Consider the following 22,794-nt stretch of genomic DNA (forward strand, 5'->3'; position numbering starts at 1 on the left):
TCGGGTTCGGCCCGCTACTTGCGCAGCCCCTGCAGCTTGGCGAAGGCGCTGGCCATCTGCCCCGCCGGCTGCGGCGCGTTGTCGCGGCGTGGGCCCTGCTGGCCGCGCCCTGCCCCTTCGAAGCGGTTCTCGCGCGGACCGTCGCGCCGCGCCGGCGCCGCATCGAGCTTCATCGACAGGCCGATGCGCTTGCGCGCCACGTCGACTTCCATCACCTTGACCTTGACGATGTCGCCGGTCTTCACGACCTCGCGCGCATCGTTGACGAACTTGTGCGAGAGCTGGCTCACATGCACCAGGCCGTCCTGGTGCACGCCGAGGTCGACGAAGGCGCCGAACTGGGCCACGTTGCTCACCGTGCCTTCGAGCACCATGCCTTCGACCAGGTCCTTGATGTCCTCGACGCCGTCGTTGAAGCGCGCCACCTTGAAGTCGGGGCGCGGGTCGCGGCCCGGCTTCTCGAGTTCGCCGAGGATGTCCTTCACCGTGATGACGCCGAACTTCTCGTTCGCGAACAGCTCGGGCTTGAGCGTCTTCAGCATCTCGGCGCGGCCCATCAGTTCGGTGATGGGTTTGCCGGTCTTCTCGATCATCTGCTCGACCACCGGATAGGTTTCGGGATGCACGCCGGTCAGGTCGAGCGGGTTGGCGCCGCCGCGGATGCGCAGGAAACCCGCGCTCTGCTCGAAGGTCTTGCCGCCGAAGCCGCTGACTTCGAGCAGCTGCTTGCGCGTTGCGAACGCGCCGTTGGCCTCGCGCCAGCGCACCACCGCCTTGGCCACGCCGGCCGACAGGCCCGAGACGCGCGACAAGAGCGGCACGCTCGCGGTGTTGAGGTCGACGCCGACCGAGTTCACGCAATCCTCCACCACCGCGCTCAGGGTGCGCGCGAGCTCGCTCTGGTTCACGTCGTGCTGGTACTGGCCGACGCCGATCGACTTGGGGTCGATCTTCACCAGCTCGGCCAGCGGATCCTGCAGGCGGCGCGCGATGCTCGCCGCGCCGCGCAGGCTGACGTCGACGTCGGGCATTTCCTGCGAGGCGAATTCGCTCGCGGAGTAGACCGAAGCGCCGGCCTCGCTCACGACCACCTTTTCGACCTTCATCTCCGGCGCCCCCGCCTGAGCCGCCATCTTGGCCAGCAGCTTGATCAGGTCGCCCGCCAGCTTGTCGGTCTCGCGGCTCGCGGTGCCGTTGCCGATCGCGATCAGGTTCACGCCGTGCTTGGCGCACAGCTTGCCGAGGGTGTGCAGCGAGCCTTCCCAGTCGCGGCGCGGTTCGTGCGGGAACACGGTGGCGGTGTCGACCAGCTTGCCGGTGGCGTCGACCACCGCGACCTTGACGCCGGTGCGGATGCCCGGGTCCAGGCCCATCACCACGCGCGGGCCGGCCGGCGCGGCCAGCAGCAGGTCGCGCAGGTTGTCGGCGAAGACCTTGATCGCGACCTTCTCGGCTTCTTCGCGCAGCCGGGTGAACAGGTCGCGCTCGGTGGACAGCGAGAGCTTCACGCGCCAGGTCCAGGCCACGCACTTGCGGATCAGGTCGTCGGCCGGGCGGCCTGCATGGCTCCAGCCCAAGTGCAATGCGATCTTGCCCTCCGCGATGCTCGGCTTGCCCGGCTCGGGCTCGACGGGCAGCACCAGCTTGGCATCGAGGATGTCCTGCGCGCGGCCGCGGAACACGGCCAGCGCGCGGTGCGAGGGCACGCGGCCGATGGGCTCGTCGTAGTCGAAGTAGTCGCGGAACTTGGCGATGTCGGCGTTGTTCTCGTCCTTGCCGGCCATCAGGCTGGACTTGAAGAGGCCTTCGGCCCAGAGCCATTCGCGCAGCCGCTGCACCAGCGCCGCGTCTTCGGCCCAGCGCTCGGAGAGGATGTCGCGCACGCCGTCCAGCACGAGCTGCACGGTCGAGAAGTCCAGCCCGTCCGCAGCCGGCTTGACGAAGGCCGCGGCCTCCTCGGTGGGGTTCAGCGTCGGGTCGGCGAAGAGCTTGTCGGCCAGCGGCTCGATGCCCGCCTCGCGCGCCATCTGGCCCTTGGTGCGGCGCTTGGGCTTGTAGGGCAGGTAGAGGTCTTCCAGTTCCTGCTTGGTCGGCGCGGCGTCGATGGCGGCGCGCAGCTCGGGCGTGAGCTTGCCCTGCTCCTCGATGCTCTTCAGCACCGCGGCGCGGCGCTCTTCGAGCTCGCGCAGGTACGACAGACGCGCCTCGAGTTCGCGCAGCTGGATGTCGTCGAGGCCGTCGGTGGCCTCCTTGCGGTAGCGCGCGATAAAAGGCACGGTGGCACCGCCGTCGAGCAAGTCGATCGCGGCCTTCACCTGGTGCTCGCCGACCTTGATCTCGGCCGCGAGCTGGCGAATGATTTTCTGCATGTCTGAGGGGGGGCCCTGGCTGACGACGCCGTGGGCGCCTTGCGGGTAAAGCGCGGAAGTTTGCCATAGGGCCTGGGGTCACAATGCCCCGGCCATGCGTATCTTGAAGAAACTCCTGCGCGCACTCGCTGCCGCCCTCCTCGTCCCCTTGCTGCTGTTCGAGGAATGGGGCTGGGAGCCGCTCGCCGCGCTGGCTGCCCGGCTGGCCCGCCTGCCGTTGTGGGCGCGGCTCGAACGCGCGGTGCAGGCCCTGCCGCCCTGGGGCGCGCTGCTGGTGTTCCTGGTGCCGGTGCTGATGCTGCTGCCGCTCAAGCTGCTCGCGCTCTTCCTGCTGGGCCGCGGCCATGCCACCAGCGCCGTGCTGCTGCTGGTGGGCGCCAAGCTGGCCGGCACCGCGGTCGTGGCCCGGCTGTTCCAGCTGGTCGAGCCGGCGCTGATGCGCTTCCCGTTGTTCGCGCGCTGGTATCCGCGCTGGAAGCAGTGGAAGGATCGCGTGCTCGGCTTCGTGCGCCAGAGCGCGCCCTGGCGCGCCGCCCGGCGCTTGAAAAACGGCGCCCGCCGCTGGTGGCGCAGCCTGCGCCGAACGGCCTGAGAATATTTCACCCGGGTAGATTGCAGAACTCGTTTTGTCCGGGTATTATTCGCCGCCATGCCTTCTTCCGAATCCACCCTCACCGCCTTCGCCGGGTTCAGGCGCATCGCTGCCGGCCCGCGCGCCGAGGTGATCGCCCTGCTGCGTGCGCGCGCCGACGAGCCGCCGCCTTTCGTGTTCGACGACAGCACGGGCGAGCGGCTCGATCTCGATTTGCGCGAATCCGCCAATACCGTGTCCGAAAACACGAAACACGATGAACTCGCGACGCGCGGCGTCGGCCGCCCCAAGCTGGGCGTGGTGGCGCGCGAAGTCACCCTGCTGCCGCGCCATTGGGACTGGCTCAACCGCCAGCCCGGCGGCGCCTCGGTGGCGCTGCGCCGGCTGATCGACGAGGCGCGGCGCGTGCACGCCGACCGCGATGCGGAGCGCGCGGCGCGCGAAGCCACCTACCGCTTCATGACCGCGATCGCGGGCAACCTGCCCGGCTTCGAGGAATCGACGCGCGCCTTGTTCGCCGGCGACCGTGCGCGCTTCGAAGAGCTCGTCGCGCCCTGGCCCGAGGATGTGCGCCTGCATCTGCACAAGCTGGCGGCGAACGCCTGGAGCGCCCAATGAACGGCGACACGCCCGCGACGACGGTCGCCGAACCGGTGCCACCGGCCCCGCACCTCAACCCGCGTGCGGCGGCCATGGCCTCGCGCCCGCTGTGGAAGACCTTCCTGTTCTTCCTCGCGCCGATGTTGCTCAGCAACATCCTGCAGTCGCTCTCGGGGACGCTCAACAACGTCTACCTGGGGCAGATGATCGGCGTCGGCGCGCTGGCGGCGGTGTCGAGCTTCTTTCCGGTGATGTTCTTCTTCATCGCCTTCACCATCGGCCTCGGCGCCGGCGCCTCGGTGCTGATCGGCCAGGCCTGGGGCGCGCACGAGCCCGAGAAGGCGCGCGCCGTGGCCGGCACCACGCTCGCCGTGGGCGTGCTGTTCGCGCTGGCCGTCGCGGTCTTCGGCGGCACCTTCACGCAGCCGATGCTGACAGCGCTGGGCACGCCGCCCGACATCCTGGCCGATGCCACGGCCTACGCGCGGATCATCCTGATCGCGATGCCGGGCCTGTTCGTGTTCCTGCTCTCCACCGCCATGCTGCGCGGCGTGGGCGACACGGTGACGCCGCTCTACACGCTGATGATCTCGACGGTGCTCGGCCTGATGATCACGCCGGCGCTCATCCGCGGCTGGTTCGGCCTGCCGATGCTCGGCGTGGCGAGCGGCGCCTGGGCCACGGTGATTTCCTTCGTGGTCGCGACCGCCTGGCTGGCCTTTCACCTGCGGCGCACGAAGAGTCCGCTCGCGCCGGACGCCGACTTCGTGCGGCACCTGCGCGTGCGGCCGGCACTGCTGAAGGCGGTGCTCAAGGTCGGTGTGCCCACCGGCGTGCAGATGATCGTGGTCTCGCTGGCCGAGCTCGCGCTGCTGTCCTTCGTCAATGCCTACGGTTCGAGCGCCACCGCGGCCTACGGCGCGGTGAACCAGGTGGTGGCCTATGTGCAGTTCCCGGCGATCTCGATCGCGATCACCGCCTCGATCCTCGGCGCGCAGGCCATCGGCGCCGGCCAGGCGCAGCGCCTGGGCGCCATCACGCGCACCGCGCTGCAGATGAACCTGGTGCTGACCGGCGGCCTGGTGCTGCTGGGCTATTTGTTCTCGCGCCCGCTGATGGGCTTCTTCATCACCAGCGAGCCTGTGATCGAGGTGGCGCAGACGCTCTTGCACATCATGCTGTGGAGCACGGTGATCTTCGGCATGGGCGCGGCGCTGTCGGGGATCATGCGCGCCAGCGGCTCGGTATTGGTGCCGACCGCGATCTCGATCTTCTGCATCGCGCTGATCGAGGTGCCGGTGGCCTGGTGGCTGAGCCATCGCATGGGGCTCAACGGCATCTGGATCGCCTACCCGGTGGCCTTCATCGCGATGCTGACGCTGCAGGCCAGCTACTACCGCTTCGCATGGCGCAAGAAGACGATCCGCAGGCTGATCTGAGCGCAGGCAGCACGCGGCCGGTGCTCTATTCGTTCCGCCGCTGCCCCTATGCGATGCGCGCGCGCATGGCGATCGCCGCGAGCGGCCAGCGCTGCGAGCTGCGCGAGGTCGTGTTGCGCGGCAAGCCGGCCGAGCTGCTGGCTGCATCGCCCAAGGGCACGGTGCCGGTGCTGGTCGACGTAGACGGCATGGTGATCGACCAGAGCCTGGACATCATGCTGTGGGCCTTGCGGCGCAACGATCCCGAAGGTTGGCTGCAAGCCGAAGGCGCGACGCTGGACGAGATGCTTGCGCTCGTCGCCGAATGCGACGGCGAGTTCAAGCGGCATCTCGACGGCTACAAGTACCCCGAGCGGCATCCGGGCGCCGATGGCGAGGCGCATCGCGCGCAGGGCGCCCTCTTCCTGATGCGGCTCGAGACCCGGCTTGTCGTCACGCGCTGTCTGCACGGCGAGCATGCAGCGCTCGCCGACATCGCGATCGCGCCGTTCGTGCGCCAGTTCGCGCAGGTCGATGCAGCCTGGTTCGAGGCCCAGCCCTGGCCGCGGCTGCGGGCCTGGCTGGCCGCGCGGCTCGATGCGCCGGTGTTCACGCAGGTGATGGCCAAGTACACGCCCTGGCGGACCGGACAGCCCGGCATCGCCTTTCCCGGCCAGAGCCTGCCGGTTTCCTGAAGCGATCAGCGCGCCACGCCTGCGCCGGTCAGGGCTGTGACGCGCTTTCTGCGGCGTCAAACCGGCGGCGGGGGCGCAAAAAGAAACTCGAGCTTGCCCGCCCGTGCACCTTTGGCCTTGGGCGAGAGCTGGACGTTCACCACGCATGAAGCTTGCCCTGCGAACGGGCCGCGCACTTCGCACGACCCTCCGGGGGCGCGGCGGCCGTGGCCGGGGCACCCAGCGTCAGCCCCAGCAAGGCACCCGCCAGAGGGCGGAAACGGGCGGGAACCAAGCGCATCGCCATGGTGAGCCTCCTCATCGAAGGTCGCACGTCGCGTTGTCGACGTGATGCAATCCAGCGCCGTTGCCCTGCGGCCGCGATGGCCGGCCAGTTGAAAAAGATTGCGCTCTAGCCCATGCTCGCGTCAGGAGGTACCGGCCATGAACAAGCGACGCACTCTCCTGATCGGGGCGCTAGCCGCGGTGCTGGCGATCGGTGGCGGCGCCCGCGCGCAACCCGCGAAGAAGGCCCAGGCGGCCGGCACCGAAGCCACGCTGCGCGACACCATCGCCGAGTTCGAGAAGGCCTGGAACCGGCACGACGTAAAAGCCTGGCTGGCGCTGATGACCGATGACGTCTGGTTCACGCAAGCGCAGGACTTCTACGAGCGCATGAAAGGCAAGAAGGCGGTGAAGACCACCTTCGAATACGACGTCAAGAATACCGACCTGAAATGGGAGGTGAAACGCGTGCGCATGATGCCCGACGGCACCGCCAGCGTCGTGCTGCGCCACGTCGGCCTGATTCCGCCCAAGACCGATGGCAAATACAAGCGCGAGGACGTCAGCGATCCGAGCTTCAGCCGCTGGCGCTTCGAGGGCGGCAAGTGGCGGCTGTTCTTCTTCACCTCCCACAAGGGCTGGGCGCTGGCCGAGATGAAGAAGGACGGACTGGAGTAGCGGCCTACTCGAACACCTCATCCCCCGTAGGCTCGAAATGCGGCACCGCATTCATCCGGTGCCGCAGCTGCGAAAGCTCCCAGTACATCCTCTTGCGCGCGCGGCTCTGGTTGCCCAGCGGCCGATGCTCGGCAATCGTGTGCCAGGGGTTGTATGAGAGCCTCTTCGCGAATTCCATCTGCGCCGGCGAATCGAAGGTCTGGCGCGGCAGGCGCAGCGTGGCCACCGTGATGCGCGGCGACAGCTTCTCGGGCCACAGCACGCCGGCGTTCTCGATCGGCATCCGATGCGGGTCGGTCTGCATCTGCAGCCGGATGTCGAACTCGACGTCGCCCTCGGCCAGCGAAGCCACCATGGCCTGGCGCAGGTAGTCGTCCGGCGGGCGCAGCGGCAGCCGCGGGATCGGCGTGCGCTTCTTCGTCTTCGGCCACACCGAGTACTGCATCGCCTGCCCCTCGCCCATCAGGTAGGGCACGCAGCTGAAGTACGGCGCCTCGAAGGGACTGGACTGCGTCTTGATGAAGAGCGACTGCATGATCAGGTCCAGCACATGCGAGTCGCGGAAGTTGACGAAGTAGAAGATCTGCGCGTTCTTCACGCTTTCGATCTGCAGCGCCGCGTTGGCCTTGGCATCGGGCGTCACGAAGGTGGGCGTGGAGACGCCGAACATGTCCAGCGTGTGCTTCTCCTCCTCCATCAGCTTCGGGCCGGGCACGCCCAGAAGCTTGATGCTGATGCTCATGAAGCCGACGTCGTCGATGTCGGGCGTGATGTAGGGGCCGGGCCCAGAGAAGCGCACCCAGGCTCTGAAGGTCTGGGGCCTGGCATAGATGCCGCGCTTCATGTGCTCGGGGATGTCCTCGTGCACGGTGAACTCGCCGCGCACGATGCCCTGCGTCTTGGTGTTGCCGCCGCGCTCGAAGCCGCCGGGCTTCCAGAGGTCGCCCATCTGCCGGGTGAAGCTCCGCACGATCGAGTCGGTAAAACTCTCTTCGTCGACCATGAGCTTCTCTTGCGCGATCGCGAGCCCTTCGTCGGGCCGCCGGCTGTTGATCAGCGCCGTGGTCAGGCGCGCGAGCGGATCGCGCAGCACCGCGTCGAAGGCCGGGCGAACGAAGGGATCGAACCTGCGTTCCAGCCGCAGCAGGGCCAGGCCCGAATCGCTGATGAAATTCTTCAGCAAAGAACCCGTGTTGGCCCGCGGCGCGGGACGGCTGACATTCGAATTCATGGCTGCACCTTTGACAGATAGCGCAAGGCACGGATGCCGGGCAGGAAGAAATAGGCACCGCCTTGCACGGTCACGAATTGCGGAAGACCCGTCAGGCGCCGATCGGGCCCCGAGGCCGCGGGCATCGAGAAGCCATCGGTCGGCATGCCGTCCGCCCCCGCCAGGCGATGGCCGAGCAGCGGATCGCCCTCGCCGGGCAGGGCGTCGAACTTGGTGCCGGCCAGCCAGGCGCCCTGCACGAACTCGAACTGGCGCGCGATGTTGGCGCCCAGGCAGATGAAGTGCAGTCCCACGTCTTCGCCCGGGGCTCCGCCGTACTCGCGGCCCCGGCGCAGCAGCCGGTGGAAGCGCGTCGAGGCGATCAGGTCGTTGCGCAGCGCGTCCGAACCGAAGCCGAGCCTGCGCACGAGGCGCGAGATCGGATCCGACCAGCCGGGCGGCAGATCGGCATTGCGCGGATTGCTGCGGCGGATGTGCGCACCGAAGGGACAACGCATGCCTTCGGGATCGCCGTCGTAGGTGAAGGCATTGAGATCGTCCGTCTCGCCGGACGGCTCCACCAGCGGCTTGCCTTTCTTGGTGCGGCCAACCATCGTTTCGGCCAGCTTCTCGCTCAAGGCAGCGTCGCCGCCGGCCTGGCCGCCGACGAAGCGCCAGAAGCCTTCGACGTCCTGGCGCAGTTGCCGCATGACCAGGTAGCTGCCGTTGCGCCCGAGATCGGCCTTGTCCGCGTCGTCCTCGGCGCGCGGCAGCAGCGCCGCGGGATCGCGCACGCGGTCCAGCAGGGGCCGATCGGTATAGGCGCCGTACTCGTTCGGATAGCCGAGCAGGTACTCGCCGAGGCACGACAGGTTGGTGTAATCGAACTGTTCCTCGTCGTGCGCCGCGCGTTCTCGCGCCCAGTCGATGCGCGGCTGCGAGATGCCGTCGACGAAGCCGAAGGGTTCGACGCCGTCCATGTCGCAGGTGCTCAGGCAGTCCAACTGCTCGAAGCCCGCCTCGCATTGCGCACGGACGGTCCGCAGCCACTCGTCGAGCCCGCCGGGCACCGCATAGAGCATCACCAGCACGTGCGGCATGCGGTCCTGCGCGCCGCCCCACTGCCAGTGCGCGGGGTCGTTCGCGCCGAGGTCGCCGAGCCGCCGCGCGCGGCTCTCGTCGCTGCTCATGCCGGCCAGGAACTCGGCCGAGAAGCCTTCGACGATGTCCTCCGCAGCGCCCAGCGCATGCAGGCCTGCGCAAGTGAAGGCGATCTGCACGGCGGTCCGGGGCGGCGGCTTGCGCATGATGGCGCTGGTGACCGGCGCGTTCGCGAGCCAGGCACGCGCGGCCTCGGCATCGCGGATGCGCAGCAGCAGGAAGCAGGCCTGCGTCAGGTGCTTGTAGCCGAAGCGCACCAGGCCCTGGATGTCTTCGAACTCGATGCTCATAGCAGCCTCAGCCATGCGAGCACCTGCGCATCGCTCATCTCCACGCGCTCGAAGCCTTCGCGGATGCGCCGGTTGCGGTCCAGATCGGCCAGCGTGAGACCGGGGTAGGCCTTGTACCAGACCTGGGTCGGCAGCTGGTGGCCGCGCTGGTAGTACTTGAAGCGCAGCTCATGGCGCGCGCCGCCCTTGATGAGCCAGTCGGTGCGCGGCCAGCCAAAGCCGTTGCTGAAGATCAGGTTGAGGCCCCATGCGACCTTGTTGATGAAGTCGTCCATGTAGCTTTCGTGGCTGCCGTCGTAGCTGCTCGCGAACAGCACGCGGGTCTTGTCGTCGAGAAAGACCCAGTGCGCGAAATGGATGGTGCGCACGCGCCCCAGGTGGCCGCGGCCGAACACATGGCGGCAGGCGTAGGCGATCAGCACCAGCAGCAGCTGCACCAGCCAGCGCCGGAACAAGCCCGGCTTGACCGGCCCGAGCGCGGTGAAGCTGTTGCTCAGGTCGTGGTCTTCGAGCTCCTGCATCTCACGCACGGCGGCTGCGCGCGGCCGCGGACAGTATTCGGGGTCGCGCTTCTCGTGGCGGCGCAGCAGCACCAGGAAGACCGGCAGCAGCACGATCAGCAACGGCAGCAGGACCAGCCCGGCGAGCGGCAGGCCGATCGCATGGAGGAGATTGCGGATCTGCCAGTCGAGCGGCGTCTGCGCGGGCGGAGTCAGCACCAGGCGTCCGGCGGCCTGCTCGGCGCGCGCGAAGGCCAGCAGCTGGCGCCGCATCGTTTGCGGATCGACGGCGGCGTCGGTCACGCCGCGCGGCACCCGCGCCGACAAGGCGCGCTGCAATGCGCTCTCTTCGCGGATCTGCTGCACGGTGCGCCCGATCCAGTTGACGTAGGGCGCAGCCACCGGCCGGTCGTGTTCGATGAGCCAGTCGAGCAGATCGTCGCGCAGATCGAGGGCCTTGCAGTGCGAGAAGATGCGGCGCAGACCCTCGCCGGCGCGCTGCACCAGCTCGGCCAGCTGCTCCCGTCCGGGCCCGTCGCAGTCGCCCATGAACACCAGATAGATGGGCAGCCTGGGCCGCGGCAGGCCGAAGACCTCGAGGTCGGCCATGGTCGCATCGCCAAGCACGGCGAAGCGCGCGAAATGCAATCGCGGGAAGGCAGCAAAAGGCAGCAGCGTATTGGCCGGGTCGACCACACCGGGCCTCACGTTCATGGTGGCCAGCAGTTTCCGGAGGCTGGCTTCGCGGCCGGGGGCGATGGCTGCGACCACCATGAAGTGTGATTGGGGAGTCACCGCATCGGCGTCGCTAGAACTTGAGGCAGAAATCGATCAGCCGCTCTTTGCCCCAGTACACCTTGCCGAGATAGAAGCCCGGAGAGATCAGGCGGATCTCGTCGCGGATCCAGTGGGCCACCAGCGAGGTCTCGGAGTAGTCGAGCACGATGCACTCCTTCTGGTCCAGCCAGCTGTCGCCCTTGTAGACCTTGGCCACGATGGCCTGCACGCCGAAGGGGCTGACCTTGTTCTTCAGCACGCCCTTCTCGGCATCGAACACCTTCCCCTGCCATCCGAAGAAGTTGATCATCTTGGCGATGGACTCGGTGTAGCGGGTCCCGGGCGCGATGATCGCGGTGCCCTCGGCTTCGCCCGAGGGAATGTCGCCCGGCGGGCTGGCGCGAAAGAGCTCGTCGAGCTTCTCTTGCGACATGTCGAGCAGTTGCTGTACGTCATAGGCCATGGGCTTTCCCCTCGTTGAAGACCCGTCGTTCACAGAGTGTCGGCCCTGGGTCGGGAGGCCGTCAACTTGCCGAAAGTGGTGTGCGCATCGCTGTGCGCAGCACCGCATCGGCCGCTTTCTCCGCGATCATGTAGACCGCGGCCGCCACGAAAAAACCGGGTATGCGCGGGAAGGCCGAGGCATCGACCACACGCAGCCGTGGCACGCCGTGCACGGCAAAGGCGCTGTCGAGCACGCCGCCCTTCTCAGGCGGGCCGATGGGGCAGGAGCACGAAGCGTGATGGCCCCATGCCGTGTTGCGCACGTAGTCGGCCAGCGCCTCGTCGCTCTGCACGGCCGGCCCCGGCGCCAGCTCCTCGGCGATCCATCCCTTGGCGAGCAGCGGCGCCGTCATCCGGCGCACGAAGCGGATCGCCTGCACCACGGCACGCAGGTCCTCGCCGGCCTGGTCGTCGCCTTCCTCGAAGTAGTGGAAGTTCACGAGCGGCGTGTCGCGCGGATCGGCCGAACGCAGGCGCACGGTGCCGGCGCGGTTTAGCGTATGCGCCTTCAGCACGGCCCAGGTCAGCTGGTCCGGCTGATCGCGAACCCGCTTCGAGAAGCCGGGGAAGTAGCCCTCGAAGCCTGCCAGCAGCGCCATGCAGAAGAGGTCGGGCTCCTGTCCGGTCCGATCGGCCGTGGCCGAGCGGCTCACCACGCCGAGCGCGGCGCCGTTCGAGGAATACATGCCCGATCGCTCCTCGTGCCAGTGGCGCCACAGCGTGTCGTCGCGATCGAAGCGCGCACCCTCCAGCACCTCCCAGGGCTCGCGCATGCGGTGCGTGACGGCGACCTCGTAGCGGTCCTGCAGATTGCGGCCGACGCCGGGCAGGTTCTTCTGCAGCGGAATGCCGTGCGCCTCCAGTTCGGCGGCCGGGCCGATACCGGACAGCATCAGCAGCTGCGGCGTGTTGAATGCGCCGCCGCACAGGATCACCTCGCGCCGCGCGCGCACGTCGCGCCGCACGCCTTCTGCGCTGCTGGGTGCCGCATGGGCCCGGTACAGCCGCTTGCCTTTCAGGTACTCGACGCCGCAAGCCGCGCCGTCGGCGTCGAACAGGACGCGCGTGGCCAGCGCATCGAGCTCCAGCTGCAAGCGGCCCGGATGCCTGGCCGCCACATCGAGCAGCCGCTCGCGCACGCCGGCCCGCCGGTGCTCCGAGGTGGCGAGCGGCGTGTAGCAGATGCCTTCGAAGCTGCCCGGCCGCAGGCGGCGCGTGTTGGGGTCGCCCAGTCCGCTACGCAGCCAGCGCAGGGTGCTGAGCAAGGGCGTGGGCAGGCTGCTCGTGAAGACGCTGGCCGTGTCGCGCAGCACGCGCACCAGGCCCTCGTCGCCCAGCACCGACAGCGGGATCGATTTTTCGGTGCGCAGCCAGCCGCCCCATCCATGTCCCGTCGGATCGAGCCCCACATGACGCAGGGCTCGCCATACCGGCCGGTGGCGGCAATCTTCCACGCGCCGCGCATAGCGGCGCATGCGCGAGGCGCGCCAGGAACGGTCACCGGTGAGCTGCGCGACGTGGTTCCAGTCGGCATCGTGCGGCAGCATGAAGATCATCGCGTTGTGCGAGGTGCATCCGCCCAACGCGGCCGCGCGCGGGTACAGCACGCCCTGCCCCGCTTCGTATTTCCAATCCTTCGCCTGCCGGCCTTCGTCGGCGTAGTGGCGCACGCGAAAGTTCCAGCTCATTGCCGCGTTCTCGCAGGCGAAGGCATGGAAGGCCGGCACGTCGTAGTCCTCGGGCAGGCGTTCGGCAGCCGCGCGCGGATCGCCTCCAGCTTCGAGCAGGAAGACGCGCATGCCGGCCTCGACCAGGCGGGCCGCCAGCGTGCCGCCGCCGGCGCCCGAGCCGACGATCACGTAGTCCCAGACAGCTGATTCGGCATCGGACATGGCCTCGGCGCAGGTGATGTTCAGAAAGTCTTGAGGAAGGCGATCAGCGCGCGCTTGTCGTCGTCGCCGAGCTCCGGTTCGCGGCCGAAGGCTTTTTCGTCTTCGCTCAAGCCCTCTTGCTGGTTGAACTGCGCGGTGCCGAAATAGTGGCCGCGGTTGACCACGAAGTCCGGGCACTTGCTCAGCTCCATCATCGGGCCGCGCAGGCTGGCGAAGTGTTCGCGCAGCTGCTCGTCGGAGGCACCGTCCGGCGCGCTCTTGAGTGCGAGCTTGAGCTTGATCAGCAGCTCGCCCACGTCGCGCACATGCGAGGCCTTTTCGCCGAAGCCATCGCCCTCCGCACGCAGCTTGAGGTTGGCCAGCAAGGCCACCGGAACACCCTTCGGAATCGGCCCGAGCACGATGTCGCCGTCCTGCTCGACCAGCCACGGGAACCAGCGATGCAGCCGGCCCTGCAGGGGCTGCATCGCCTCGGGCACGAAGCCGATCGGCACGGTCACGGTGCTGCGCTCGGTGGTGCGGTCGATGAAGCCGACCGCCTTGCCGCCGAGTTCCGAATCGCGCTCGCGCTTCTCGGGCCACAGCATCTGTTCGATGGAGGCCTCGAACACCTTCAGGCGAGCCTCGACCGAAGGACTGCTGTCGAAGGGACCGACCGTGTTGTTCAGCAGGAAGGGCGCGGTCGACCAGGCGCTGATCAGCGAGGGCACGCGGGTGTAGCCGCGCCCGCCGCCCGGCATGGCGTAGGGCCGCAGCTCGCCGGTGAATGGATCGCGCAGCGTGACGGTGCCGACCGAGGGCAGGCTCTTGTAGGTCTGCGAGGAGAAGTTGTCCCAGATGTTGCCCTTGATCGCGTTGGTCGCGAGCGGACTGCAGATATTGGTGCGCAGCAGGGTCACCGGAACGCGGGCTTCGGTGGAAAGGTAGTTGTCTTTCAGGAAGTCCGGCGCCTGGACGATCTTGCGCATCTGCGCCTTGTAGTCGTCGGTCTGGGTCCAGGTCCAGTAGCGCTTGAAGCAATCGACGTAGCCGGGTCCGGCGCATTTCCCGGCCGTGAGCTCGAGCGTGGGCGGCGGCAACGGCGCCTTGCTCGAATGGCAGCGCGCGCAGGTGTCGGCGAAGGCCACCTTGCCACGCTCCAGCGTGGTCTCGCCGGCGGCGAGGTACTTGTCTCCGCCTGGCGCGTCCTTCAGGCGATCGGGCTTCGCCCCCTTCAGGAAGAACAGCGCCGTGTTCGGCGTGCCCGCCTCGGTCGCCTGCCAGTAGCTCGAATTCTTCTGCGCGGTGACGATCGGGATCGGGCTGATCGTCTTGCCGCCGACCACCGGATTGAAGTGCAGCAGCCACTCTTCGCTGAACAGGCCGATGTTGAGATAGACCCGGTTGAGCGCGCCCAGCAGGCCAACCGAATCGGCGCCGTCCTTCAGCACATGGGGCGTGCGAACCGTGGCCTCGGACTTGTTGAAGAATTCGGTCAGCGGGCCGCTCGTCACATAGTCGTTGAACTGCTTGTTGTCGAGCTCGCCGCCGTCGATCTTTTCCTGCCCGATGCGCTTGGCTATCTCCAGGCGCGCGACGAAGTCGTAGACCGCGTTCATGGTGCGCGGGTTGTTGATGCTGTCGGTGGAAACCAGCGAGGTGTCCATGGTGCCCTGGCGGTAGGTGTGGGCCAGCTGGTACATGTAATTCTTGCGGCCCTCGGGCTTGTTGGCGTTGTAGATGAAGAGCCGGTCCACCCACATGTACTGGGCGCCGACGGAAGAACTGAGGTTCTCGAACTTCGGGTTGTTCGGATCGGCCGGCGGCTTCACCGGGCTGGGCCCGATGTGGCAGAAGCCGCAGGACATGCCCACGCGGTAGGGCCGCACCAGATCCTTGCGGTTGTAGTAGTTCGGGTCGGTGTAGTACTTCTCGGCGTCCCATTCCTTGGCCGCCTTCTCGTCGAAGGCCGGGTTGGGGAAGAGGCGCAGGCCGGCAATGCCGGTACCCCAGCCGTAGAAGGAGCCCACCGGCTGGGTGCTGCCGTCGCCGAGCGGCTTGCCGCGCGAACCGATTTTCACGCCCGGGTACTTGCTCTCGTTCTCGAAGGGGTCGGGCGCGCAGTCCTTGCTGCGCAGGTCGAGCCACAGGCCGCGGCGGTTCTTGTCGGGGCCGGTGGCAGGCTGGAAACAGGGCTCGTTGACCAGGCCGAAATATTCCCAGCGGCTGGCGCGCGAGTAGCCGAGGCTCGGATGGGTGCTGACCACCTTCAGCAGGTCGAAGGCACCGAAGGTGTAGTCGGTCATCTGGGTCCAGAAGCGGTCGTTGCCGCCGCTCCAGACCAGCCACATGTTGCGCCCCTTCTCCTCCTCGGGCGAGAGCGCGATGCCGCCGTCCATGTCGCGGAAGTAAGGCTCCGAGGCATGCGGGAACGAGGCCGCATCGCGGCCGGCTTGCTTCGCCTCATCGAACACCTCACCGGGCCGCGGCGCGTCAGAACATGCCGCGAGAAGCATGCAGGCAACAAGCGGCAACAACTTCGCGGCGTCCCAGCAACTTTGGATCATTGCCATTCCTCCTGCGTCCGACAACGTCGGTGAATGGGCAAACACGAGGCGCAGTGTCGATGCGGGGTAGTGCTTTGCCTATCGGCCATGCGCGCTAACGCAAAGGACGTAGGCCGAGGCCGATGGAAGACGCCGCGCGCTAACCCGCTATCGGGATGCAGAGGCGGGAACAGCCGCGCGATCGGGGTCGCGGCCGATCATTATCCAGGCGCTCAGTGCGCTCAGCAGCGCCAGGCCGGCGCTGAGCAGCATGACCCATCGGAACCCGGCCACGAAGGATTCCGCGACCGCCTTCTTGAGCGCCGCCGCAGCGGCCGCGTCGATGCCCGGCGGCATCTCTGCGCCGGCGAGCCTGCTGCGCTGGTCTTCGAAGAAGGCGCGGGTCTCCGCCGACGCGCCCGCCTCGCGCAGGCCCTGGGCCAGCATCGCATCGAAGGCCCAGGCCATCACCACGCCGAAAACCGCGATCGCGAGCACCGCGGCCGCGCGCGACACCGCGTTGTTGACGCCCGAGGCGATGCCCGCCGAATCCGGCCCGACCGCGTTCATCACCGTGGTGGTGAGCGGCGCGACCGTGATCGTCATGCCGAAGCCGAGCACCACCACGGCCGGAAGAAAGGCGGTCCAGTAGTTGGCGCCGACGCCCGGCACCGCGAACAGCGCAAAGCCCGCCGCCGCGATGGCCGGGCCCACCACCAGCGGCAGCCGCGGGCCGAAGCGGTCCACCAGTTGCCCGGCCCAGCCCGAGAGCGCGAACATGATCAGGATGAAGGGCAGGAGCGCCGCGCCGGCCACCGTGGCCGAGTAGCCCTGCACCTGGATCAGGTTGAGCGGAAAGAAGTAGAGCCCGCCGCCCAGCGCCGCATAGAGCAGCAGCGTCAGCAGGTTGGCGCCGCCGAAATTGCCGATGCGCAGGAGCGAAAGCGGCAGCATCGGCGATCGGACACGGCCTTCGACCACCACGAAGGCCGCGCTCGTCGCAATGCCCGCGGCCAGCGCCGCCAGCACGGCCGGCGAGTTCCAGCCCTGCGTGGGCGCTTCGATGAACGCATAGACGATGCCGCCGAGCGCGACGGTGGCGAGTGCTGCACCCCAGAAATCCAGCTCGCCATCGGCGGCGCTGCCGCGGCTTTCCGGGACATGACGCCATACGATCAGGAGCACCGCGATGGCCATCGGCACATTGACGAGAAAGGCCCAGATCCACGAGTAGTGGTCGACCAGGAATCCGCCGAGCACGGGCCCAACCGCGGCCGTGATGCCGCTGAAACCCGACCAGGTGCCGATCGCACGCCCGCGCTCCTTCTCGGGAAAGGAGGCGCTGATCAGCGCCAGGCTGCCAGGCACCAGCAGGGCGCCGCCGATGCCCTGCACGGCGCGCGCGAGGATGAGCTGCTGCACGCTGCCCGCGAGCGCGCAGCCCACCGAGGCCAGCGCGAAGATCACGACGCCGAGGGCAAAGATGCGCCGCCGTCCGAAGCGGTCGCCGAGCGCGCCGCCCGCCAGCAGCAGCGCGGCGAGGAAGAGCGCATAGGACTCCACCACCCACTGGGCCTGGAAGGCCGTCGCGCGCAGATCGTTCTGGATCGCGGGCAGCGCCACGTTCACCACCGTGCCGTCGATGAAGGCCATGCTCGATCCGACGATCGCCGCGGCCAGCACCCAGGGCTTGGAGGCCTTCGGGCACGGCATCGCTTCGCAGCCGTGCCGGATCAGCGTGTCGTCGCCCGGCGGCTTGCCGATCTGCGTCATGAGGCGAGCGCTCCCAGAGGTTCCAGCTTGCCCAGCAGCGTGGGAATGAATTCCGAGACGGTCGGATGGATGTGCATCGCCCGCTGGAGCACGGTGTACGGTGCGCCGGCGACCATCACGTCGAGGATCGAGTGGATGACTTCGTCGCCCTCGATGCCGAGGATCGCGGCGCCGAGGATCTTCTGGCTCGAAGCGTCCACCAGGACCTTCATGAAGCCCTGCGTTTCGCTGCGCTCCTTCGCGCGGCCGACACGGCTCATCGGCATCCTGGCAACGAGCGCACGGCGTCCGTCCTGCATGACGTCGCGCTCGGTCATGCCGGCCCGGCCCAGGGGCGGATCGATGTACAGCGCATAGGCGGGCACGCGATCGGAGACGCGGCGGCGATCGTTGTCGAGCAGGTTGGCCGCCACGATCTCGTAGTCGTTGTACGAGGTGTGGGTGAAGGCGCCGCGGCCGTTGACGTCACCCAGCGCCCAGATGCCCGGCACGCTGGTGCGCAGCTCTTCGTCGACCGTGATGTAGCCGCGCGCATCCGTCTTCACGCCCGCCTGGTCGAGCCCGAGATCGTCGGTGTTCGGCCGGCGTCCGACCGCGAGCAGCAGGTGCGAGCCCTCGATCTCGTGCGGGTCGTCCTGGCAGTCGAGTCCGACGCCGATGCCGCGGCCGCGCCGCGCCAAGGTGATGCACTTGGCGTTGAGCCGGACCTCGATGCCCTCGCCTTCGAGAATCTCCCGGATCGCCGCCGACACCTCCTCGTCCTCGCGCGAGATCAGCCGCGGGCCCATCTCGACGACGGTGACGCGGGCGCCGAAGCGCCGGTACATCTGGGCGAACTCCAGGCCGATGTAGCTGCCGCCGACCACCACCAGGTGCTCGGGCAAGGTGTCAAGCTCGAGCATGGCGCCGTTCGTGAGATGGTCGACCTCGCCCAGGCCGGGCAGGTCCGGCACATGTGCCCGCGTGCCGACGTCGATGAAGATCTCGCCGGCCTCGAGCTGCGCGTCGCCGACCCGGACCGTGCGCGGGCCTTCGAAGCGCGCATGTCCCTGGTAGACCGTGAGATTCGGCGTGCCCTTGAGCCATTGCTCCACACCCTGGTTGGAGGCCCGCACCACGGCGTCCTTGCGTGCCTTGACGCGCGCCATGTCGACGCGCAAGCCCTCGACCATCACGCCGAAGTCGGCCGCGCGGCGCGCCAGGTAAGCGACCCGCGCGCTCGCGATCAAGGTCTTGGTGGGGATGCAGCCGGTGTTGACGCAGGTGCCGCCGAACAGCTTGCGCTCGACGATGGCGGTCTTGCGGCCGGCCTGCGCCAGGCGCACGGCCAATGAAGGCCCGGACTGCCCGGTCCCGATCACGATGGAATCGTATCTCTCGCTCATTTGGATGCTGCTCCAATCAGGGAAACAGGACACTCAGGATAGATGCGAAATGCAGATAACCAAAGCGGCATGAAGCGCTACGAATCATTGGCCGCCGACATGGCGGACTCCATCCGCGCCGGCGTGCTGCGTCCCGGCGACCGCCTGCCTTCTGTGCGCCAGGCCCGCGCCAGCCGCGGCGTGAGTTCTTCCACCGTGTTCCAGGCCTACTACCTGCTGGAGGCGCAAGGGCTCGTGCGCGCACGCGAACGCTCCGGCTACTACGTGGCCGCGGGCGCGGGACAGCGGCCTCCCGAACCCGAGACCTCGTCGCAACCCGAGGACGATGCGGTCTCGCTCGACGTCAGCGAGCGCGTGTTCGAGATCCTCGAATCGACCATGGTGCGCGAAGTCGTGCCGCTGGGCTCGGCCTTCCCGAGTCCCCTGCTCTTTCCGCTCCAGCGGCTGGGCCGGGTCATGGCCGCCAGCGCGCAGCAGCTCGACCCGTGGAGCGCGGTGGACGATCTCACGCCCGGCAATGCGCGCCTGCGCCGGCAGATCGCGCGGCGCTACCTGGCCGACGGCGTGCACGTTCCCGTGGACGAGATCGTCATCACCAACGGCGCGCTCGAAGCCCTCAACCTGTGCCTGCAGGCCGCGACGCGCCCGGGCGACGCGGTGCTGATCGAATCGCCGACCTTCTATGCCGCGCTGCAGGCGCTGGAACGCAACGGGCTGGAGGCCATAGAGGTCCCGACCCATCCGCGCGAAGGCATCGAGCTCGACGCGCTGGAGCGCGCGATCCTGCGCCATCGGCCCAAGGCCTGCTGGCTGATGACCGGCTTCCAGAACCCGCTGGGGAGCCTGATGCCGGATGCGAAGAAGAAGGCGCTGGTCGAACTGCTGGCGCGCCACGAGGTGCTCCTGATCGAGGACGACGTCTACGGCGAGCTCTACTTCGGCGACAAGCGGCCGCCGCCGGCGAAGGCCTTCGACACGCAGGGCATCGTCATGCACTGCTCGTCGTTCTCGAAGTGCCTGGCGCCGGGCTGGCGCATCGGCTGGGCCGCGCCGGGGCGCCTGGCACGCGCGGTCGCTCGCCTGAAGCTGGGCACTTCGCTCAGCACCTCCGCGCCGGCGCAGGCGGCGCTGGCGAGCTACCTCGAGAAGAGCGGCTACGACAAGCACCTGCGAAAGCTGCGCCGCACGCTGGTCGACCAGCAGGCCGCCTACGCCCAGGCCATCGCGCAGCACTTTCCGTCCGGCACCCGCGCCACGCGCCCGGCGGGTGGTTATTTCCTCTGGATCGAGATGCCGCCCGAGGTCGACGCGCTGGCAGTGCACCGCGAGGCGCTCGCGCAAGGCATCAGCATTGCGCCGGGACCGATCTTCTCGGCCCAGCGCGCTTTCCCGAACTGCCTGCGGCTCAACTACGGGCATCCGTGGGATGCGCGCAGCGAGCGGGCGGTGGCAACGCTGGGGCGCATCGTCACGGCCGCCGCACGGCGCTGAAGCAAGGGAGCGCCGCTCAGGCGTGGCGGGCGCTGGGTTCGCGCGTGCGCAACGCACTGCACACCGCCGCCACGGCCGCGCAGCAGGCGGCCAGCCCCAGCGCGATCACCTGGCCCTTGCCGTCGTGCGGGCTCCAGACGCTGAAGATGGCGGCCAGCATCACGGCGCCCAGGGTCTGGCCCGTGAGCCGCGCCGTGCCCAGCATGCCGCTCGCGGCGCCGCTGCGATGCGCGGGCGGCGAGGTCACGATGGTGTGGTTGTTGGGCGACTGGAACAGGCCGAAGCCCAGGCCGCACAGCGCCATGCGCCAGACGATGTCGGCATTGCCCGGCTGTGCGGGCAGCGCCGCGAGCAAGGTCAGGCCGACGGCGAGCAGGCCGAGGCCGATGCCGCCGAGCAGGCCATCGGGATAGCGGCCGATCAGCCGGCCCGCGATCGGCGCCATCACCACGATCGCCAGCGGCCAGGCGGTGATCAGCAGGCCGGCCTCCACATGCGAGCGCCCGTAGGTGTCGAGCAGCAGAAAAGGCAGCGCGATGAAGGACAGCATCTGCGCGCAGAAGGCCGCCACCGAAGTGCCCATCGAGAGCGCGAACACCGGGATGCGCAGCAGGTCGACCGGAAAGAGCGGCACGGCCAGCGCGCGCTGGCGCCGCAGGTAGACGAAGCCCACCGCCACGCCGGCCAGCAGCAGCGCCCAGGCGATGGGCTGCGCGCCCTGCCCTGCGTCGCTGCTGCGCACGCCGAGCCGGTCGGCGCCGATGAAGATGAGCGAAAACATCAGCACGTTGAGCGCCACGTCGACGAACGAGAAGCGCGCGCCAGCCGCGGCCGCCACGCGATTGGCCGGCAGTGCGTAGAAGCCCAGCGCCAGCACCAGCGCGCCCAGCGGCACATTGAGCACGAACAGCCAGGGCCAGGAAGCCACCGACAGGATCGCGGCCGCCACCGAGGGCCCTGCCACCGATGCGGTCGCCACCACCATCGAATTGATCGCCATGCCGCGGCCGAGCTGCGCCCTGGGATAGATCAGCCGCACCAGCGCCGCGTTGACGCTCATGATGCCGGCCGCACCCAGCCCCTGCACCGCGCGCGCCGCGATCAGCGTCGCGAGCGAATCGGCCAGCACGGCGCCGAGCGAGGCAAAGGCAAACAGCGCCATGCCCACCAGGTAGACGCGCCGGTAGCCCACCAGGTCGCCGAGCGAGGCCAGCGGCAGCAGCATCACCAGCGTGGCGATCTGGTAGGCGTTGACCACCCAGATCGCATGCGCCGGATCGGCATGGAGCTCGCGCGCGATCCCGGGCAGTGCGAGGTTGACGATGGTGCCGTCGAGCACCGCGACCGCGATGCCGAGAATGATCACCAGCATCGCGTGCCGGCGCTGCGGCAGCGGCAGGCCGTCGAGCACGGGCGTTGGCGTTCCGGTCACCGGCTCAGCGCGCTGCATAAGGCGCCGGTTGCCGACCGCCGAGCGTGAACCATGTGAGCACCACCGCGATCAGCGCACCGGCGGCCATGCCCGTCACCATCGGCAAGGGCCGGCCGTCGGTGAACAGGCCGATCACCGCCATCACCACCGCGCCGGTCAGCATCTGCAGCGTGCCCAGCAGGGCCGATGCGGTGCCGGCGATCGCGCCGTGCTTCTCGAGCGCCAGCACCGAGGTGGTGGGAATGACCAAGCCCATGAAGCCGCTGGCAACGAAGTACAGCACGATCAGCACCGCCAGGCGGTCGCCGCCGGCCAGGTAGTAGGCGAACATCGCCGCCATCACGAGCCCGCAGGCGCTCACGCTGGCCTTGACCACGCGCACGATGCCGAAACGCTCGCACAGCGCGCCGTTGAGCTGCGCGGCACCGAAGAACGCAGCGGCGTTGATGCCGAAGGCCAGGCTGTAGAGCGTCGGCGAAAGGCCGTAGTGGTCGATCATCACGAAGGAGGAGTTGGCCAGGTAGGTGAAGAAACCGGCCATCGCGAAGGCGCCGATGAAGACCAGGCCGAGGTAGTGCGCGTCACGCATCAGCACACCGTAGGCGCGAAGCGCGCTGCCCAGGCTGCTTTCCACCCGCTCTTCGGCCGGCCGCGTTTCCTTCAGCATCACGCTCATCATTGCGAGGCCGGCCACGGCGGCCAGCATCACGGCCCAGAACACGCCGCGCCAGCCGGCGAAGGCGATCACGCCGCTGCCGGCCAGCGGCGCCAGGATCGGCGACACGCTGAACACCAGCATCAGCAAGGACATCAGCCGCGCCGCATCGTTGCCGGTGTGCAGGTCGCGCACCACCGCGCGCGGAATCGCCATGCCGGCCGCGGCGCCCAGGCCCTGCACGAAGCGCAGCGCGATCAGGGTCTGGATATCGGTCGCGAGCGCGCAGCCGATGCTGGCCAGCGCGAACAGCCCGAGCCCGAAGTACAGCGGCGGCTTGCGTCCCACCATGTCCGACACCGGCCCGTACAGCAGTTGCCCGACGCCGAGCGAGATGAAGAAGGCCGTCAGGCTCATCTGCACCGGGCCGATGCCGGCACCGAGGCTCGCGCCGATCTCCGGCAGCGCGGGCAGGTACATGTCGATCGCGAACGGGCCGATGGCCGACAAGAGGCCCAGCACGAGCGCGATCTTGAAGAAGCGCGATGAAGTCATGCGCCCATTGTCTCCAAGGAGGCAATGG

The 22,794-nt window shown here is 68.5% G+C and carries 17 protein-coding genes; 6 read left to right on the forward strand and 11 right to left on the reverse strand.

All coding sequences use genetic code 11. The annotated features are described in order from the left end of the window. Positions 1-14: 14 nt before the first annotated feature. Positions 15-2,369 carry a Tex family protein gene (locus ACSQ9A_RS14320; RefSeq protein WP_436290338.1) on the reverse strand — a complete coding sequence of 785 codons (2,355 nt, stop codon included), beginning with the start codon at positions 2,367-2,369 and terminating at the stop codon, positions 15-17. Between the two features lie 94 nt (positions 2,370-2,463). Between ACSQ9A_RS14320 and ACSQ9A_RS14325 the strand changes: the two genes are divergently transcribed. From ACSQ9A_RS14325 to ACSQ9A_RS14345, 5 genes are all read left to right on the forward strand, one after another. Next, entirely contained in the window at positions 2,464-2,961 is a 498-nt protein-coding gene (locus ACSQ9A_RS14325) for a hypothetical protein (protein ID WP_436304103.1), read from the forward strand. 57 nt (positions 2,962-3,018) lie between these two features. Further along, complete coding sequence (locus tag ACSQ9A_RS14330) at positions 3,019-3,579, forward strand: DUF2239 family protein (protein WP_436304104.1); 561 nt, start codon at positions 3,019-3,021, stop codon at positions 3,577-3,579. Between the two features lie 74 nt (positions 3,580-3,653). Continuing rightward, entirely contained in the window at positions 3,654-5,000 is a 1,347-nt protein-coding gene (locus ACSQ9A_RS14335) for an MATE family efflux transporter (RefSeq protein ID WP_436306297.1), read from the forward strand. Continuing rightward, positions 4,967-5,674 carry a glutathione S-transferase gene (locus tag ACSQ9A_RS14340; RefSeq protein WP_436304105.1) on the forward strand — a complete coding sequence of 236 codons (708 nt, stop codon included), beginning with the start codon at positions 4,967-4,969 and terminating at the stop codon, positions 5,672-5,674. The genes ACSQ9A_RS14335 and ACSQ9A_RS14340 overlap by 34 nt, the downstream gene beginning before the upstream one ends. Positions 5,675-6,097: 423 nt before the next feature. Continuing rightward, positions 6,098-6,616: a nuclear transport factor 2 family protein gene (locus ACSQ9A_RS14345; RefSeq protein ID WP_093110076.1), complete on the forward strand. Its 519-nt coding sequence runs from the start codon at positions 6,098-6,100 to the stop codon at positions 6,614-6,616. A gap of 4 nt (positions 6,617-6,620) precedes the next feature. Here the strand turns inward: ACSQ9A_RS14345 and ACSQ9A_RS14350 are convergent, their stop codons facing one another. The 8 genes from ACSQ9A_RS14350 to ACSQ9A_RS14385 form a co-directional block, all read right to left on the reverse strand. Further along, a complete protein-coding gene (locus tag ACSQ9A_RS14350) occupies positions 6,621-7,847 on the reverse strand; it encodes a catalase family protein (RefSeq protein WP_212733697.1) in 1,227 nt (408 codons plus the stop codon). Next, entirely contained in the window at positions 7,844-9,292 is a 1,449-nt protein-coding gene (locus ACSQ9A_RS14355; RefSeq protein WP_436304106.1) for a Dyp-type peroxidase, read from the reverse strand. The genes ACSQ9A_RS14350 and ACSQ9A_RS14355 overlap by 4 nt, the downstream gene beginning before the upstream one ends. Next, entirely contained in the window at positions 9,274-10,551 is a 1,278-nt protein-coding gene (locus ACSQ9A_RS14360; RefSeq protein WP_436304107.1) for a hypothetical protein, read from the reverse strand. Before ACSQ9A_RS14360 ends, ACSQ9A_RS14355 begins: the two co-directional genes overlap by 19 nt. A 34-nt stretch (positions 10,552-10,585) precedes the next feature. Next, entirely contained in the window at positions 10,586-11,017 is a 432-nt protein-coding gene (locus ACSQ9A_RS14365) for a hypothetical protein (RefSeq protein ID WP_093110073.1), read from the reverse strand. A 61-nt stretch (positions 11,018-11,078) separates the two neighbouring features. Next, positions 11,079-12,950 carry a GMC family oxidoreductase gene (locus ACSQ9A_RS14370; protein WP_436304108.1) on the reverse strand — a complete coding sequence of 624 codons (1,872 nt, stop codon included), beginning with the start codon at positions 12,948-12,950 and terminating at the stop codon, positions 11,079-11,081. 20 nt (positions 12,951-12,970) lie between these two features. Continuing rightward, the gene (locus ACSQ9A_RS14375) at positions 12,971-15,496 is read right to left on the reverse strand and encodes a hypothetical protein (protein WP_436304109.1); all 2,526 of its coding nucleotides are present in this window, start codon (positions 15,494-15,496) and stop codon (positions 12,971-12,973) included. Positions 15,497-15,643: 147 nt separating this feature from the next. Then, complete coding sequence (locus tag ACSQ9A_RS14380) at positions 15,644-17,248, reverse strand: MFS transporter (RefSeq protein ID WP_436304110.1); 1,605 nt, start codon at positions 17,246-17,248, stop codon at positions 15,644-15,646. Further along, positions 17,245-18,633 carry an FAD-containing oxidoreductase gene (locus ACSQ9A_RS14385; RefSeq protein WP_436290327.1) on the reverse strand — a complete coding sequence of 463 codons (1,389 nt, stop codon included), beginning with the start codon at positions 18,631-18,633 and terminating at the stop codon, positions 17,245-17,247. The genes ACSQ9A_RS14380 and ACSQ9A_RS14385 overlap by 4 nt, the downstream gene beginning before the upstream one ends. A gap of 69 nt (positions 18,634-18,702) precedes the next feature. Here ACSQ9A_RS14385 and ACSQ9A_RS14390 point away from each other — a divergent pair, with 69 nt between their 5' ends. After that, the gene (locus tag ACSQ9A_RS14390; protein WP_436304111.1) at positions 18,703-20,124 is read left to right on the forward strand and encodes a PLP-dependent aminotransferase family protein; all 1,422 of its coding nucleotides are present in this window, start codon (positions 18,703-18,705) and stop codon (positions 20,122-20,124) included. Between the two features lie 16 nt (positions 20,125-20,140). On the opposite strand, the gene ACSQ9A_RS14395 is transcribed toward ACSQ9A_RS14390, so the two are convergent. Then, positions 20,141-21,574 (reverse strand): MFS transporter, encoded by a 1,434-nt coding sequence (locus ACSQ9A_RS14395; protein WP_436304112.1) that lies wholly within the window; start codon positions 21,572-21,574, stop codon positions 20,141-20,143. Then, positions 21,561-22,766, reverse strand: coding sequence for a multidrug effflux MFS transporter (locus ACSQ9A_RS14400; RefSeq protein WP_093110066.1), 1,206 nt, complete (start codon positions 22,764-22,766; stop codon positions 21,561-21,563). Before ACSQ9A_RS14400 ends, ACSQ9A_RS14395 begins: the two co-directional genes overlap by 14 nt. Positions 22,767-22,794: the final 28 nt, after the last annotated feature.

The organism is Variovorax sp. LjRoot290 (assembly GCF_964253985.1).
Lineage (GTDB): Bacteria > Pseudomonadota > Gammaproteobacteria > Burkholderiales > Burkholderiaceae_C > Variovorax.

Bases quoted from the DNA above. Each gene is read 5' to 3' on its own strand.
- ACSQ9A_RS14325 (WP_436304103.1), top strand. From the start codon at position 2,464: ATGCGTATCTTGAAGAAACTCCTGCGCGCACTCGCTGCCGCCCTCCTC.
- ACSQ9A_RS14360 (WP_436304107.1), bottom strand. From the start codon at position 10,551: ATGGTGGTCGCAGCCATCGCCCCCGGCCGCGAAGCCAGCCTCCGGAAA.
- ACSQ9A_RS14380 (WP_436304110.1), bottom strand. From the start codon at position 17,248: ATGACGCAGATCGGCAAGCCGCCGGGCGACGACACGCTGATCCGGCAC.
- ACSQ9A_RS14320 (WP_436290338.1), bottom strand. From the start codon at position 2,369: ATGCAGAAAATCATTCGCCAGCTCGCGGCCGAGATCAAGGTCGGCGAG.
- ACSQ9A_RS14370 (WP_436304108.1), bottom strand. From the start codon at position 12,950: ATGTCCGATGCCGAATCAGCTGTCTGGGACTACGTGATCGTCGGCTCG.
- ACSQ9A_RS14350 (WP_212733697.1), bottom strand. From the start codon at position 7,847: ATGAATTCGAATGTCAGCCGTCCCGCGCCGCGGGCCAACACGGGTTCT.
- ACSQ9A_RS14400 (WP_093110066.1), bottom strand. From the start codon at position 22,766: ATGACTTCATCGCGCTTCTTCAAGATCGCGCTCGTGCTGGGCCTCTTG.
- ACSQ9A_RS14345 (WP_093110076.1), top strand. From the start codon at position 6,098: ATGAACAAGCGACGCACTCTCCTGATCGGGGCGCTAGCCGCGGTGCTG.
- ACSQ9A_RS14395 (WP_436304112.1), bottom strand. From the start codon at position 21,574: ATGCAGCGCGCTGAGCCGGTGACCGGAACGCCAACGCCCGTGCTCGAC.
- ACSQ9A_RS14385 (WP_436290327.1), bottom strand. From the start codon at position 18,633: ATGAGCGAGAGATACGATTCCATCGTGATCGGGACCGGGCAGTCCGGG.
- ACSQ9A_RS14390 (WP_436304111.1), top strand. From the start codon at position 18,703: ATGAAGCGCTACGAATCATTGGCCGCCGACATGGCGGACTCCATCCGC.
- ACSQ9A_RS14355 (WP_436304106.1), bottom strand. From the start codon at position 9,292: ATGGCTGAGGCTGCTATGAGCATCGAGTTCGAAGACATCCAGGGCCTG.
- ACSQ9A_RS14330 (WP_436304104.1), top strand. From the start codon at position 3,019: ATGCCTTCTTCCGAATCCACCCTCACCGCCTTCGCCGGGTTCAGGCGC.
- ACSQ9A_RS14340 (WP_436304105.1), top strand. From the start codon at position 4,967: ATGGCGCAAGAAGACGATCCGCAGGCTGATCTGAGCGCAGGCAGCACG.
- ACSQ9A_RS14375 (WP_436304109.1), bottom strand. From the start codon at position 15,496: ATGATCCAAAGTTGCTGGGACGCCGCGAAGTTGTTGCCGCTTGTTGCC.
- ACSQ9A_RS14365 (WP_093110073.1), bottom strand. From the start codon at position 11,017: ATGGCCTATGACGTACAGCAACTGCTCGACATGTCGCAAGAGAAGCTC.
- ACSQ9A_RS14335 (WP_436306297.1), top strand. From the start codon at position 3,654: ATGGCCTCGCGCCCGCTGTGGAAGACCTTCCTGTTCTTCCTCGCGCCG.